Origin of the sequence: Polaribacter aquimarinus (genome assembly GCF_003129485.1) — a bacterium.
Taxonomy (GTDB): domain Bacteria; phylum Bacteroidota; class Bacteroidia; order Flavobacteriales; family Flavobacteriaceae; genus Polaribacter; species Polaribacter aquimarinus.
Window position 1 is genome coordinate 500,160 of sequence record NZ_QFFG01000003.1, and the last position, 14,974, is coordinate 515,133.

The 14,974-nt window shown below is 29.3% G+C and carries 11 protein-coding genes; 3 read left to right on the forward strand and 8 right to left on the reverse strand.

Features of this window, described 5'->3' with window-relative positions:
- Positions 1-55: 55 nt before the first annotated feature.
- From DIS07_RS09525 to porU, 7 genes are all read right to left on the reverse strand, one after another.
- Complete coding sequence (locus tag DIS07_RS09525) at positions 56-1,684, reverse strand: LysM peptidoglycan-binding domain-containing protein (protein WP_109405000.1); 1,629 nt, start codon at positions 1,682-1,684, stop codon at positions 56-58.
- Positions 1,675-3,210: a glutamine-hydrolyzing GMP synthase gene (gene guaA, locus DIS07_RS09530; RefSeq protein WP_109405001.1), complete on the reverse strand. Its 1,536-nt coding sequence runs from the start codon at positions 3,208-3,210 to the stop codon at positions 1,675-1,677. The genes DIS07_RS09525 and guaA overlap by 10 nt, the downstream gene beginning before the upstream one ends.
- Before the next feature lie 97 nt (positions 3,211-3,307).
- Positions 3,308-4,372: a 3-oxoacyl-ACP synthase III family protein gene (locus DIS07_RS09535; protein ID WP_109405002.1), complete on the reverse strand. Its 1,065-nt coding sequence runs from the start codon at positions 4,370-4,372 to the stop codon at positions 3,308-3,310.
- Between the two features lie 86 nt (positions 4,373-4,458).
- Positions 4,459-4,842: a group III truncated hemoglobin gene (locus DIS07_RS09540; RefSeq protein WP_109405003.1), complete on the reverse strand. Its 384-nt coding sequence runs from the start codon at positions 4,840-4,842 to the stop codon at positions 4,459-4,461.
- Positions 4,843-5,325 carry a cytidine deaminase gene (gene cdd, locus DIS07_RS09545; protein WP_109405004.1) on the reverse strand — a complete coding sequence of 161 codons (483 nt, stop codon included), beginning with the start codon at positions 5,323-5,325 and terminating at the stop codon, positions 4,843-4,845. It abuts the gene before it with no gap.
- A 79-nt stretch (positions 5,326-5,404) separates the two neighbouring features.
- The gene (gene porV, locus DIS07_RS09550) at positions 5,405-6,577 is read right to left on the reverse strand and encodes a type IX secretion system outer membrane channel protein PorV (RefSeq protein WP_109405005.1); all 1,173 of its coding nucleotides are present in this window, start codon (positions 6,575-6,577) and stop codon (positions 5,405-5,407) included.
- A 39-nt stretch (positions 6,578-6,616) separates the two neighbouring features.
- On the reverse strand, positions 6,617-10,015 hold the full coding sequence (gene porU, locus DIS07_RS09555; protein ID WP_109405006.1) for a type IX secretion system sortase PorU: 3,399 nt from the start codon (positions 10,013-10,015) through the stop codon (positions 6,617-6,619).
- Positions 10,016-10,216: 201 nt separating this feature from the next.
- Here porU and gldJ point away from each other — a divergent pair, with 201 nt between their 5' ends.
- Positions 10,217-11,887 carry a gliding motility lipoprotein GldJ gene (gldJ, locus tag DIS07_RS09560; RefSeq protein ID WP_109405007.1) on the forward strand — a complete coding sequence of 557 codons (1,671 nt, stop codon included), beginning with the start codon at positions 10,217-10,219 and terminating at the stop codon, positions 11,885-11,887.
- 65 nt (positions 11,888-11,952) lie between these two features.
- Positions 11,953-13,209 carry a UDP-N-acetylmuramoyl-tripeptide--D-alanyl-D-alanine ligase gene (locus DIS07_RS09565; protein WP_109405008.1) on the forward strand — a complete coding sequence of 419 codons (1,257 nt, stop codon included), beginning with the start codon at positions 11,953-11,955 and terminating at the stop codon, positions 13,207-13,209.
- Here DIS07_RS09565 and DIS07_RS09570 read toward each other — a convergent pair.
- Positions 13,202-14,056: an N-acetylglucosamine kinase gene (locus tag DIS07_RS09570; protein WP_109405009.1), complete on the reverse strand. Its 855-nt coding sequence runs from the start codon at positions 14,054-14,056 to the stop codon at positions 13,202-13,204. The genes DIS07_RS09565 and DIS07_RS09570 overlap by 8 nt on opposite strands.
- 156 nt (positions 14,057-14,212) lie before the next feature.
- Between DIS07_RS09570 and DIS07_RS09575 the strand changes: the two genes are divergently transcribed.
- Complete coding sequence (locus tag DIS07_RS09575) at positions 14,213-14,968, forward strand: tyrosine-protein phosphatase (RefSeq protein ID WP_109405010.1); 756 nt, start codon at positions 14,213-14,215, stop codon at positions 14,966-14,968.
- Positions 14,969-14,974: the final 6 nt, after the last annotated feature.

Sequence of the window (14,974 nt, forward strand, 5' to 3'; positions counted from 1 at the left end):
ATTCAATAAAAAATCCGCTAAATAAAGCGGATTTTTTAATTGAATACTATTAAGTTTACTTGAGTCTTGTTAAACTCAAATCTTTATTATATTTCACTATAAACAAGCCTTTATTTTCTGTTATTCCAAAAAGCTTGGTTTGATAATCAAACTTGCTTTCTACTCTATAAGATGCTCCGCTTTTAAATGTCGATTTTAACTTTTTACCAGAAGCCAACCTTATTAATATATCATACGTAATATCAAATCCTTTTGTAGCATAATCAGAAGGTAATACCATATTCTTATTTAGATACTGTTTGTTAAATACCTTTGTAATTGGAGACTCTTCATCAACATATTCATCACTAACATATGTAAAATTAATTCGTGCTAATTTTAAGTTATCAATTTTATCGTAAGCTCTATTCTTGTTATAAGAAAATACTCGCATACTTAGAGAATCCGATAAACTATTTACACTATTTATTGCATCAGAAATAATTACATTATTATCTGTTGCCAGTACAACCCAATTAGATACATCTGGTTTAAAAACATCAGTAAACCTATTTCTTGGTATATAACCCTCTTTAGGTTTTACTAAATAAACATTAGTAATAGAATCATGACTCTCTAAAGATTTTTTTATAGTGTTTACTGCATTATTTGATGGTGATTTTCCATCACCTACTAGGATAATATTTTGTTTTGTAATACTATCCTTTATAAAAGTAATTAACTCTTCTTTAAAAACATTTTTCTCTGGAGATGTTTTAACAATTTTTGATGATGAAAATTTGGACTGATTTTTTGAATATACTGGAAATACAACAGGAATATCAATTTTGTTGGTTACCATAACAATTTCTTCAGAATACAAAGGACCAATAATAACATCATTTTTATTTAGATCATTTTCCTCTAAAATTGTTTTTATTTTCGTTCCATTTCTTTGAGTATCAAAAACGTTTAATTCTATTTTAACTCCTTGTTTTCTTAATGAATCAATAGCCACTTCAGCACCTAAATAAAAATCTGTTACAATATTTGCCAATCTACTTTTTGTAAAAAGCTTAGATGCTTCAATAGTATCGTTTTCATTAGTTTTAAATGGTAATAATAAAGCTACTTTTAAAGTAATATTTTCTTGAATCACATCTTCATAAATATTTAGATTTAAGTCGATGTCTCCTTCTTTTTCAATAGGTTTTATTTTTATAATTTGACCTGTTTTTAAACCATTAGACAATTCAGGATTTAAAGAAATTAAATCATTTTGAGAAACATTATAAAAGCGAGTCAAACTATAAAATGTATCTCCTTTTTTTACTTCATAAACTAAAAAATTCTTTTTGAGTTCTTTAAAGGCTTTATCTTTATCTTCTTTAATTTCATCAATCTTTTTAGAACCCTCTTTTTTTACTTCATTAATAGTATCATCCTTTTTAACATCTATATCACTTTTAATTTTTTTATTAGGTATTACAATTATAGTATTTGCCTCTGGTCTTCTATTTACATTTGGGTTTAATCTGAGTAAATCTTTGGTCTTCATATCCAATTTCTTGGCTATAATTCGCATTGTTTCTCCTTCTTTTACCTTGTATTGAATGTATTTTTTTTGCTGTCCACAAGAAACAGCAAAAGTTAAAATACACAGAAAAACAAAAAATTGTAAATGTTTCATATATTCTATTCCCATTCTATCGTTGCAGGTGGTTTAGAGCTAATATCATACACAACTCTATTTACACCTTTTACATTGTTTATTATTTTATTAGATGTTTTTTGCAAAAACTCGTAAGGTAAATTCACCCAATCTGCAGTCATTCCATCTGTACTTTCTACCGCTCTTAGGGCAACTACTTTTTCATAAGTTCTTTCATCTCCCATCACTCCTACCGAATCAACGGGTAGTAACATAGCACCTGCTTGCCAAACTCGATCATACAATCCGTCTTCTTTTAACCCATTAATAAATACTGCGTCTACTTCCTGTAAAATACGAACTTTCTCAGCAGTAACTTCCCCTAATATACGAATTCCTAAACCTGGACCAGGAAAAGGATGGCGACCTAACAACTCAGGATCTATTCCCATAGAAGCTCCTACTCTTCTTACTTCATCTTTAAAAATCATTTTTAAAGGTTCTACAATTTTTAATTTCATAAAATCTGGTAAACCTCCTACATTATGATGACTTTTAATCGTTGCTGATGGCCCGCCGTTTACAGAAACTGACTCAATTACATCTGGATAAATTGTTCCTTGAGCTAACCAAGTTACATCAGTAATTTTATGTGCTTCATCATCAAAAACTTCGATAAAAGCATTACCAATTGCCTTTCTTTTTTTCTCAGGTTCGGTAACTCCTTCTAATGCTTTCAAAAAACGTACCGAGGCATCTACACCTTTAACATTTAATCCCATTCCTTCGTATCTAGCCAATACAGTTTCGAACTCATTTTTACGTAAAAGTCCATTATTTACAAAAATACAATATAGGTTTTTTCCAATTGCTTTATGCAATAAAACAGCCGCTACGGATGAATCTACTCCTCCTGAAAGACCTAAAACGACTTTATCACCTCCAACAGTTTCTCGAATCGAAGCCACAGTACTTTCTACAAATGAATCTGGTGTCCAAGTTTGTGCAATTCCAGCAATTTTAACTAAAAAGTTTTCTAACAATTGTTTTCCATCTTTAGAATGGTAAACTTCTGGATGAAATTGTATGGCAAAAGTCTCTTCTCCTTCAATTTTATACGCTGCATTTTCAACATCTTTTGTACTTGCTAATAATTTTGCGTTGGTTGGTAATTCTTTTATAGTATCAGAGTGACTCATCCAAACCTGACTTCCTTCAGAAATGTTTTCAAAGAAAATTTCATCACTTTTTATATATGATAAATTAGCTCTACCATATTCTCTGGTGTTAGATGGCGCTACTTGTCCGCCAGAAAAATGAGCTAAATACTGAGCTCCATAACAAACTGCCAAAACCGGTTTTTTTCCTCTAATTTCTGATAAATCAGGATGTAAAACATTTTCTCCTCTTACCGAATTTGGACTACCTGATAAGATAACTGCTTTAAATTCTGATTGATTTTTTGGAGGGTGGTTATACGGATGAATTTCACAATAAATGTTTAATTCTCTTACTCTTCTCGCAATTAACTGAGTGTATTGCGAACCGAAATCTAAAATAAGTACGTTGTGTTGTTGCATGCGCAAAAATAATATTTTGAATTAGATTTACGATAGAAGAAGTTAGATTTTTTTGATGATTTAGTATTCGTCAAAAACAATGAAGAATTCGTATAAACTAAAACTTATACACGATTGCATTAATGTTCATTCCTGCTCCCACAGATGCTAAGATAATAACATCTCCATTATTTACTTCTTGATTTTCTATTTTACCTTTTAAAACTAAATCTAACAAAGTTGGCACTGTAGCTACAGAGCTATTTCCTAATTTATGAATACTCATTGGCATAATGCCTTCGGGAATAGGTTTTTTATAAAGTCTATAAAAACGTTTAATGATGGCTTCATCCATTTTCTCATTGGCTTGATGGATGAATATTTTTTTTACAACATCGATAGAAAATCCACTTTTATCTAACGCAGATTTCATAGCTTTAGGAACATTAGTTATTGCAAACTCATAAATTTTTCTTCCATACATCTTTATATAACGAGTATCCATATGCTCTGATGCTTTATAAGATGGTCCAAAAAATAAATAATAAGCCTCATCTTTTGCCCAAGTTTGTGAAGCATAACTTAGTATTCCTGAATCACTTTCTAATGTTTCTTCAACAATACATGCTCCTGCACCGTCACTGTAAATCATAGAATCTCTATCGTATTTATCTACAACTCTAGACAATGTTTCTGCGCCAATAACCAAACACTTTTTTGCCATTCCTGCTTTAATAAAAGCTTGTGCTTGAATAACTCCTTCTACCCAACCAGGACAACCAAATAAAACATCATAAGCAACACAATTAGGGTTTTGAATACCTAATTTGTATTTTACTCTTGTAGCTAAACTTGGTAATGTATCACCTTGGATTGTTCCTTTTTTAACATCTCCAAAATTATGTGCTAAAATGATATAGTCTAATTCTTCTGGATTAACACATGCATCTTCAATAGCTTTTTGAGCGGCAAAAAATGCCAAATCTGAAGTGGTAAATTCAGATTTTGCATAACGTCTTTCATCTATTCCTGTGATATCCTTAAACTTAGAAATGATAATATCATTATCTGATGAAAAAATAGATCCATCTTCTTTTAAAAAATCATTATTTAAAAAATCATTATTTTCTTTTTTAATTGATGGAATGAAAGTTCCTGTTCCTGTTATTTTAGATGAAATCATCGAGTTACTTTTTATGCATCTTAAAAATACTCGTTACATTTTTTTTTATTATTATTAAAATTGAAAAACAATGAAACTCAATAGCTTTATTTTCGATAAAGTCCCATTTTTAATTCCATAACAGTTGCAATAGATCTTGCTCTATTCTTCATATTATGTGCTTTTTCTCCGAAAAAATTAGAATCTATTGTTTGAAATAAATACGACACCCAAATGGAAAAATGTTCTTTTTTAAATTTTACAAAAACATTTTTATCTAAGTGCTTTTGCATAACATTATTAGAATAAGTATTCGTATCAAACAAAATATCATTCCAAAAATCTGTGATAATTTCTATGTGTTCTTCCAAATGATTTTGTGTGACAATATCTACAAAAAAAGGAATCATTTTCTTATCTGCTAATAATAAATCGTAAAAACTAGTGATAATATATTTAATATCTTGTCTTGAAGAAATATCTGGTTTCATCTATAAATATTTGCTATCAAATGAAAAAGGCAACAAAGAAAGTAAAGATTCGGTTTTTACAACCTCTCCTGTTTCTCCCATAAAAATGACTGAAAAAGGTTCTTTTTGATTGATTTCAAACTCAGATAAAGTTTGCCTGCACGCACCGCAAGGACCAACAGGTTTATCAACTTTAGTAATAGTTGAACTTGCGCTAATTGCTAGTTTTTTAATTTTTACTCCAGGAAATGTTGAACTTGCTTTCCATACAGCTACTCTTTCTGCACACATTCCCGAAGGATAAGCAGCATTTTCTTGGTTACTCCCTAATACAACCTCTCCATTCTCTAATAACAAAGCAGCACCGACACTAAATTTAGAATAGGGCGCATATGCATTTTCTCTAGCTAGATTTGCGTTTTTCATTAACTTTTTATCTTCTGAGTCTAGCTCTGAAATATCATTATAAACAATTGCGGAACTTGAAATTTCAATTTTTCTCATAAAATATGTTGGTCAAAAAAAGCAGCCTTGTTAGACTGCTTTTATATTTTTATAAACTTACTAAAAAATTATGACTTCTCTAATAATCATCAAAAACTTCACCTAAATCAAATGACAATGAAAAACGCAACGAATTTTCCAATGGATTGTTTACATCAGATGAGTTTATTAAATAAGATAAATCTATATTAAGAGCATTTGTTTTAAAACCTCCACCTAAAGTAAAGTATTGTCTATTCCCTTTGTTTTGGCTTTCATGAAAATAACCTGCTCTTAAAGCAAATGCATTATTATAAATATACTCAGCACCTAATGCATATGTAAATTCTTGTAGTTCTTCACTAAATCCACCTGGAGCATCTCCAAACGACTGAAAAACACCACTTATCCAACCTACATTATCGTCTTTACCTTCTAAAACTTCATCTGTATCTCCATCTCCGTCTGCATCATTAATGTCTCTAATTGGTGGAGTTGGTACCAACAACTTTGTAAATTCAATTGTTGTTGAAATTGTGTTATAATCATCTAATATAAAATCAAAACCACCTCCTAATTTTAAGTTTGTAGGTATAAAATCGTCTTCAGAATTACCTGGATTATAAGATACTTTTGGACCTAAATTAGTAATACTAAACCCTAATCTATATCTACCATTAAAATTACCGTAATTTTCTTCAAAAGATTGGTAGTATCCAGAAACATCAACTGCAAAAGAATTAATTGGTTGTAGCGTATTTCCTGAGGTTCCATTAAATGCTAAATTAGATCTTAAATATTTTAACCCTACACCCATTGAGAAAGTTTCACTTAATTTTAAAGCGTAAGAACCTGTAAAAACTAGTTCATTTGGATTTATAGATCCATTAGGGTTTCCAGAGTTATCAGTTAAATCTATTTGACCTAACGAAAAGTACCTAAATTCGGCTCCCCAAGCTGCATTTTCGCTAAATCTATTCATATAAGAGGCACTTCCTATAAAAATATCATCCGTTAAGTTACGTAACCATGGTGAATAGGTAATACCTGTTTTAATCTGTCTATCACTAAATGTCATTTTAGCTGGGTTATGAAAAAGTGAAAATGCATCTGCCGTAGTGGCTACTCCCATGTCTCCCATACCACCTGCTCTAGCATCTGGAACAATTAATAAAAATGGAGCAGCTGTTGTTATTCCTCCTCTGGTTTGTGCTTTAGTTACATTACTTAACGCAAAGACACATGTTAAAAAACATAGTACTATTTTATTCATCTGATTTTTTATTCTTATTTATTTACAAATATCTAATTTTTATTGAAGTATTACTAATTTTTCGTACTTCTCTGAAACTAAATTACTAATTGTTGACTTTACTCTTAATTTATATATATAAACCCCTTTACCAATTTTATTCCCAAAATCATCTAAACCATTCCAGTTAATACTTCTGACTAAATTACCTGTGGTTTGCACGTTCTGATTGATAGTTTTTACCAATTTTCCTGAAACTGTAAAAACTTGTATCTGCACCTCGAGAGTCTCATTAGGTTTATTATGATTAAACCAAAACTCAGTGTAATTTATAAATGGGTTAGGATAATTTAATACATTTTCTATATTTAAGATATCATCACTTACAACCACGAAATTTAACGTCGACTCTGATGAATTATTGTAAGTATCCCAAGCTTTTATTTTTAATGTATGTGGGCCAACCTCTAAATCTCTTAATTTGAAAGTAACTTTGCCTTTAGAAAAATCATTTAATTCGGTTTGATAAAAATCATTTAAAACAATTGGGTTACTTGTATCTCCGTCTAAAATACCCACAATATCATGATCTACAGCTGTTATAGAAGTATTAATTCCACTAGAATCACTAAGAACAGCTATTAAATTAGGAGATGTGTTGGTATTGCCTCCATCTATAAAAGATTCATCATTCATAAACAACTGAATTTCTGGACCAATAGTATCTTCAGGTGCATTTCTATTTATTCCACCTACTACAATATCAAAATTGAATCCTGCTTTATCGGTAACTCCGTTTTCTGCATAAAAACTTAATTTACCTTCTCCAAAAGCCACTTTAATATCTTTTGGCACTATAAAATCAAATTTAAAAGTTCCATTTTCTATGGAAGATTTCCCTCGAAACAACTTGCTATCTTGAGTATCAAAAATCATTTTTATACCAAAACCATCATTATCTAAAGTTGTTTTATCTATTGTTTTATCAAAAACAGTTGTTGATAAAGAACCATTAAAATCAGTTAAAATAGTATCAGAACCATCTACTATAACCCCTTCGAAACTTACTTTAGATAATGCTTTTAAAGTATCGACTTTTTTAGGTACAAAATCTTTACCATTCATTTTGGTAATCTTTACATTAGCTTTTGGTATTGCTAATTTCATGGCCGGATCTCCAAAATGATAAATAAAAAATTTCTGTGCACTTGAAGAATTATTTTTAGTTTTTACCAAAGCTTCTGCTATAGATAAATCCTCACCATTAAACTCGAGTAAAATCCTAACCAATTCTTGGTTAAAACGCTGACCTACTGTAATATAAACCTCTCTTGTAGTAGTAATCATACTTGCTGCTCCACCTTGTTTGTTCCAAAGTGTTAATTCACCTGCTGTAACTCTATTCGGGTTATCGAAACGAGAAAAATCGCATGTAACTGTTATTAGTAAAGGTAATGTATTTGAGTTGTTAAAAGACTGTATTTGAGGTTTTTCCAAAATTCTTTCTGATGCAAAACCATCTTCTCCTCCATGTCCAAAATAATCAAAGATTAATGTTCCTTTTTCGATAGCATTGGTAATCGCTTTATTAACTTCTGGATAACGCTCTCCTCCAGATGCATTTTGTTGCACATAAGAATCAATGTATATTTTATTTACATTAAAAATTGGTGCTTTAGCTCTAATCTCATCAGATATTGTCTCAACCCCTTGTTGTAATATCTCTTCTCCAGTTACATCAATATCATCAGCTAACATTGTAATTGTATTCCTCCAATCTCCAAGCGAATTCGCACTGTAATAAGATAATATTTTATCTACTACATCTTTAGCTTGTGAATTTGTAGACACAGGTATTCTACTCGAAGCCACATCTATAGTATGGTTACTAAACATATTACCTTCTTTGTCATCTAACATCACAAAAAAATCATCAGTTACATACGAATCTGCAAGATTAAAACTATTGAATGCTAATTTTACAGGTACTATATTATTATTTCCTGGGATTCTATCTTTATAATCGAATGTTGAGTCGCCAAAAAAACAAACATATTTAAGTTTTTTATCAGCTGATGAATTCGTATCATATATATACTTAATAAAATCTCTTATTCCTGTTATGTCCTTAGAACCAGAAGAAAATTCGTTATAAATATCTTCTACAAATACAACTTTAGTCGATAAATTAGAGTTAGTTTGATGATAGTCTGCCAATCTTTTTGCTTGAGTTGATAATTCTGAGGAGGTAATAACTAAGTAATTGATATCTTTAATACTGTGAAGATTTTGATTTGGAATTTTACCATTTTCAATGATTTCTGGGATATAAAAATCATTTGGGCCAATAACAATATACTCTTTTAAAATACCTCCTTTTTCTTTAAAGTTAAATGTAGTTCCAGTACTTTGGTTAGTTATTTTCTTAGGGTTTATATAATCAGAAACATCCCAAATCATATTTACATTTGATGCATTTTCTATCTGATACTCTACGATACCAGATGCATTAAACTGTTCAAAACTTCTAAAAGAGAATTGACTTCTGTCTGCTAATAGTTGCTTTTTTCCTAAAATTTCGATAAAATCTAAAAAAGCATTTGCAGAAGGGTTTCCTGCGTTATCATAAGAAATTGTTACATCGATTACATTTGCGGAATTTGTTATTTTACCCGTTCTTTCTGCTGTAGATGCTTTTGTTAAAGAAATTGGATTTACTCCAAAGAAATTTAACGTGTAAAGATCTTGCCCATTTACTTTAACCTCTAAAGTTGTAGATGTTACAGAATTGGACACACCTCTTAATCTTACAGTAATATTTTCTCCACTTACTGCATTTGGAAAAGGAATTTTAAAATTTTGAGTGTTTTCTACATTCAAATCTGTATTGTAAAACCATTGCGTGCCTGCAGCTTGTAAATTTCTTTCCTCTTTTTCTATAAATGTAAAATCATCAAAAGTTGTAATAATACTTTGTGAATTAGCGGTAACTTCTGTAGCTGATTGAATTCTTTTACCATCAGTATTATTTACAGTAATAAAATAATAACCTTTATCAGAATAGATATTTTGTCTATGTCTTGCAGATTTATTTGAAGCATCTATTTCCCAATCATGAGGCCCTTTTGCATAAAATAAAATAAAATCGTTATTGTTAAAAACGCCATCATCTTCACCTTCAATATAAATTGCATTTTCTTGTAAATCATCGTATCTAAAATCACTATTTAAAACTGGTAACAACTGACCTCCATTACCATAAATATGAATTTTTTTGGGGTTGAGTCCGTTTGTTGAAATACCTAATTGTTGTAAAAAAGATCTATCAATCTTAAAAACACCAGTTGTATCTACAGAGAATTTAAACCAATCTCCTTTTTCTAATACAGAATTAATTGTTTGAGCAGAAAAAAACTGACAAAAGAAACCAAAGAGTAATGTTAAAAAATATCTTTTCATAAATCGTATTCAAATAACGCAAATTATTTCAAGATATTTTAATGTAAAAAGATATAAATTATACTAAATATAAAAAGATTTCGTTAAATTAGATGTATTGAAAAAATGAGGCGTTAAAATTTACATTTTACTTGCTCGAAAGTATAATTATTGTAAATTGCATCGCTATAATTAAAACCCTAATAATTTTTCTTTTAGAAAATGAATAACAGTTTAAAAATTTCTATAGTTGTATTAACAACAATTATTTTAGCGAGTTGTAGTAGGTCTTCTTCAAGTAGATCTAAATTAACTGGTTTAGAATTTAACAACCCGAAGTACGGGAACTATATAAGAGGTAATTCTTTCGAAGGACAAGACCCACCTATTGGGATGGTCGCTATTGAAGGAGGTTCATTTACAATGGGGCAAGTACAAGACGATGTAATGTTTGATTGGAATACAACTCCTAAAAAAATTCATGTCCGTTCATTCTTTATGGATGAAACTGAAGTTACTAACTCAGAGTATTTCCTATACATACAATATATTAAAGATGTTTTTCCTCCTTCAGAAGAAAAATACAAACACATATACAATTCTGTTTTACCAGACACTTTAGTTTGGAGAAAAAGCTTAGGTAATACTGATATTTTAACAGAAAGCTATTTAAGGCATCCTGCCTATGCTGAATATCCTGTTGTTGGTGTTAGCTGGATTCAAGCAAATCAATATTGTAAATGGAGAACAGATGCAGTAAACCTAAAAAAATTAATCGAAAAAGGATATATTGAGAATATTTTTGAAAGAGATACTGTTAGTAATTTCTTTGACACTGAGGTTTTTTTAGCTGATGATTCGAAACTTTTTGATGGAGATACTACCATATATAAAAGAGGAGTTAGAACTAGAGGTTCTGTAAGAAGAGATAAAAACTCTTTTCAAGGCAGAAAAATTACTCGAAATGATGGTATTTTAACACCAAAATTTAGATTACCAACTGAAGCTGAATGGGAATTTGCTGCAAAAGCTAATATTGAAAACAGAGAATACAATAATATTAGAGGTAGAAAAAAATATGCTTGGAATGGTAAATATACTAGAGAAACTACCAAAAGATTTAGAGGGGACCAATTAGCAAACTTTAAACAAGGTAAAGGACAATATAGTGGATTACCAGGTTGGAGTTCAGATGGTTCTGATATACCAATTAGAGTTAGATCTTATCCTCCCAATGCATTTGGTTTGTACGATATGTCTGGTAATGTTGCTGAGTGGGTTGCTGATGTATATAGACCAATAATAGATAACGAGGCTAACGATTTTAACTATTATAGAGGTAATGTTTTTACAAAAAAAATGATTGATAAAAACGGGCGAGTTGTAATTGCTGATGTCTCTAATGGAGCCTCTGTTGAGTATGACACTTTACCAAATGGAAAAATAATACCGAAACAACTACCAGGCTCTATTAAATACATTCCGATAACGAAAGATGATGTTACTTTAAGAAGAAATTTCTCTGTAGCAGACAATAGAAATATTGGTGATGGAGATTTAAACTCTACAAGATATTACGAAGATGATGAAGATGAATTTGCTTCTAGAGCTAGTATGTACAATTCCCCACAAAGGCCTACAAAAACTTATGATTCTATTACAGGAAAAGAAATTTTTGTAAATGATTCTAAGAAAAGAACAACTTTAATTAGTGACCAAACAAGAGTGTATAAAGGTGGATCGTGGTCAGATAGAGAATATTGGTTAGACCCAGCTCAAAGAAGATATTTACCTGAATACATGGCTACAAATTACATAGGTTTTAGATGTGTTAGCGACAAATTAGGACCAATGACTTATAAAAAACGTACAGCTCGAAGTACTAGAAGATAAAATTAAAAATTAAATTACTAGAACCTCATTGTTTAAATTCAGTGAGGTTTTTTTATATTTAAAAAATGGAAATAAAAGATATTTACAAACTATATTCTAAAAACTTTTTAATCGATACAGACACAAGAAAAATAAGAAAAAATAGTATTTTTTTTTGTTTAAAAGGTGAAAATTTTAATGGAAATAAATTTGCCAAAAAGGCTATTTCTCTTGGAGCCAGTTATGCAATTGTTGACGAAGAAGAATATTGTCAACACTCCAACATCATATTAGTTGATAATGTTTTGATTACGCTCCAAAAATTAGCCAATCATCATAGAAAACAATTTAAATTTCCAATAGTTGGCTTAACTGGCAGTAATGGCAAAACAACTACCAAAGAATTAATTAATACTGTATTATCAAAAAAATATAAAACAACAGCTACTAAAGGTAATTTAAATAACCATATTGGTGTTCCACTAACTTTATTATCAATGAGTCTAGAAACTGAAATTGGCATTATAGAGATGGGAGCAAATCATCAAAAAGAAATTGAGCTATTATCAGCTATTTGTGAGCCTGATTATGGTTATATCACTAATTTTGGAAAAGCACATCTAGAAGGTTTTGGGGGTGTAAAAGGAGTGATTAAGGGAAAAAGTGAATTATACAAATTCTTAGAAAAAAATAAAAAAACAGCATTCATAAACCCAAAAGATAAAATCCAAATTAATAAAACTAAAAACATTAAAACTATTAAGTTTGATCGTAGTTTACAGTTTTTAGAAGTAAATCCATTTGTAAAGTTTTCTTTTAAAAGTTCAACTATTCAAAGTAACTTAATTGGTAAGTATAATTATAATAACATTGCTATTGCATGCACGATTGGCGATTATTTTAAAGTTTCTATAAATGACATTAAATCTGCTATTGAATCTTATTATCCCGATAATAATAGATCTCAAATTATAAAGACTAATTCTAATAATATTATTTTGGATGCGTACAATGCAAATCCTAGTAGTATGAAAGTAGCAATAGAAAATTTCTTTTCTATAAAAGCAAAATATAAAACTCTAATTTTAGGAGATATGTTTGAATTGGGAAAAGAAAGTTTAAATGAGCACAAAGCAATTGTAGATTTAATAGATCAAAAAGGTTTTGATCAATACTATTTTGTAGGAGATAATTTCTATCAAGCAAAAACGTCAAATAGATTTTTTAGAACTTTTGATGATTTAAATAGTTATTTTAAAAAAAATCCTCTTAAACATCAATCAATTCTGATTAAAGGTTCAAGAGGAATGCGTTTAGAAAGACTTCTAGATATTATTAATTAATATTATTTTTATGATATTCTAATAAATTGTCTATGGGTCTTTGAATAACATCCGTAATTTTTAAATTATTGGTCTTTGCTATTTTTTCTAAAATATCTCTAAAATAATGTGCTATTGAGCCAATAAAGTAAATTGGAGTATCTGAAGAAGCATTATAAGGTAAAACTCTATATTTAAAAAACTTCTGAAATCCTTTTTTTATAATTTTTTTGATATATTTTTCATCCTTAAAATCAAACATAAACTTTGCGAATGAAGCTAAATACATATTAGGATTTGGTTCTCTATATAAGTTTTTCTTGATATAATCTGCATCCAAGTTAAATTCTTCATTAAACTTTTCAGCTATGTTACTTGGCATTTTTTGATAATAATAATCTATAATCAATTTTTTTCCAAAATAATTCCCACTAGCTTCATCCATCAATATATACCCTAAAGATGATACCAACATTTCCATCTCAGAACCATTAAAATAGCAACTATTTGATCCGGTACCTAAAATACAAACCAATGCTGGTTCTTTACCTGAAGCAGCATAAACTGCAGCTAACATATCTTCAGCAATAAAAATTTTAGCATTTACAAAAATAGATTCTAATACATTTTTAAGTATCTGAATAGGTTTTGGAGTTCCACATCCTGCACCATAAAAATGTATTTCTTCAACATCATCTTTTACATTAATAAGTTGAAACATGTTTATAATCCTATTTTCAAGCTCTTCAACAGGAACAATAGCTGGATTTAAACCTAAAGTTCTTGTTCTAAAAACCTCTTCTTTACTAGTTTTGTCAATAGCAATCCAATCTGCTTTTGTTGAACCTCCGTCTGCAATTAAAATCATAATTTAAAGTATTTGATTCAAAGATATCACATGTAAATATGATATACAACATTAGGTAAATCTTCAATCGTTTTCGTAGAGATTAATTTATTATGAATATAAATTACGCCTAAAATTTAAACTATATTTATTGTAAATTTGTAACAAATTATTAATATGTTTTTTTTTAAGAAAAAAGAAATTCCTATAAACGAATTTTTCCCTGAAAATTTTGTCGATATTCATTCACATTTACTCCCTGGTATTGATGACGGTGCTAAGGATTTAAATAATTCTATCGAGTTAATTTTAAAAATGCGATCTTATGGTATTAAAAATTTTATAACTACCCCTCATGTTTTAGGTAGTGTATATCCAAATTCTTCTGAAACTATAAAAATGAAATTAAAAGAAGTTCAGGAAGAATTAAAAAAAAGAAAAATTACAGATGTATCCTTAGGTGCTGCAGCAGAGTATATGTTAGATGAAGAATTTTCTGTTCTTTTAGAAAAAGATGATATTCTAACTTTAAAGGATAATTTAGTTTTAGTAGAAATGTCATATTTTAATGCCCCTAATAATCTTTTTGAAGTATTATTCGAACTAGGACTAAAAGGTTATAAACCAATATTAGCCCACCCAGAGAGGTATATTTTCTATCATAATAATAAAAGAATATATACAAAACTAAAAAATGCCGGTTGTTTGTTTCAATTAAATCTTTTATCGCTCACAGAAAAATATGGAAAAAATGTTCAAAAAACTAGTTTAAAACTTTTAGAAGAAGAGATGTATCATTATGTTGGTACAGATGTTCACAATATAGAACATATTCGATTACTTAAAGATGTATCCAACAAAAAAACACTTCATAGAATTGAGTTACTCTTAGAAAACAACTCTAAATTCTATAAAAAAAGTGCGAAAAATTAAAATTAT

What these genes read in the sequence shown, in the direction of transcription:
- DIS07_RS09525 (WP_109405000.1), bottom strand. Translation starts at nt 1,684, where the DNA reads ATGGGAATAGAATATATGAAACATTTACAATTTTTTGTTTTTCTGTGT.
- guaA (WP_109405001.1), bottom strand. Translation starts at nt 3,210, where the DNA reads ATGCAACAACACAACGTACTTATTTTAGATTTCGGTTCGCAATACACT.
- DIS07_RS09535 (WP_109405002.1), bottom strand. Translation starts at nt 4,372, where the DNA reads ATGATTTCATCTAAAATAACAGGAACAGGAACTTTCATTCCATCAATT.
- DIS07_RS09540 (WP_109405003.1), bottom strand. Translation starts at nt 4,842, where the DNA reads ATGAAACCAGATATTTCTTCAAGACAAGATATTAAATATATTATCACT.
- cdd (WP_109405004.1), bottom strand. Translation starts at nt 5,325, where the DNA reads ATGAGAAAAATTGAAATTTCAAGTTCCGCAATTGTTTATAATGATATT.
- porV (WP_109405005.1), bottom strand. Translation starts at nt 6,577, where the DNA reads ATGAATAAAATAGTACTATGTTTTTTAACATGTGTCTTTGCGTTAAGT.
- porU (WP_109405006.1), bottom strand. Translation starts at nt 10,015, where the DNA reads ATGAAAAGATATTTTTTAACATTACTCTTTGGTTTCTTTTGTCAGTTT.
- gldJ (WP_109405007.1), top strand. Translation starts at nt 10,217, where the DNA reads ATGAATAACAGTTTAAAAATTTCTATAGTTGTATTAACAACAATTATT.
- DIS07_RS09565 (WP_109405008.1), top strand. Translation starts at nt 11,953, where the DNA reads ATGGAAATAAAAGATATTTACAAACTATATTCTAAAAACTTTTTAATC.
- DIS07_RS09570 (WP_109405009.1), bottom strand. Translation starts at nt 14,056, where the DNA reads ATGATTTTAATTGCAGACGGAGGTTCAACAAAAGCAGATTGGATTGCT.
- DIS07_RS09575 (WP_109405010.1), top strand. Translation starts at nt 14,213, where the DNA reads ATGTTTTTTTTTAAGAAAAAAGAAATTCCTATAAACGAATTTTTCCCT.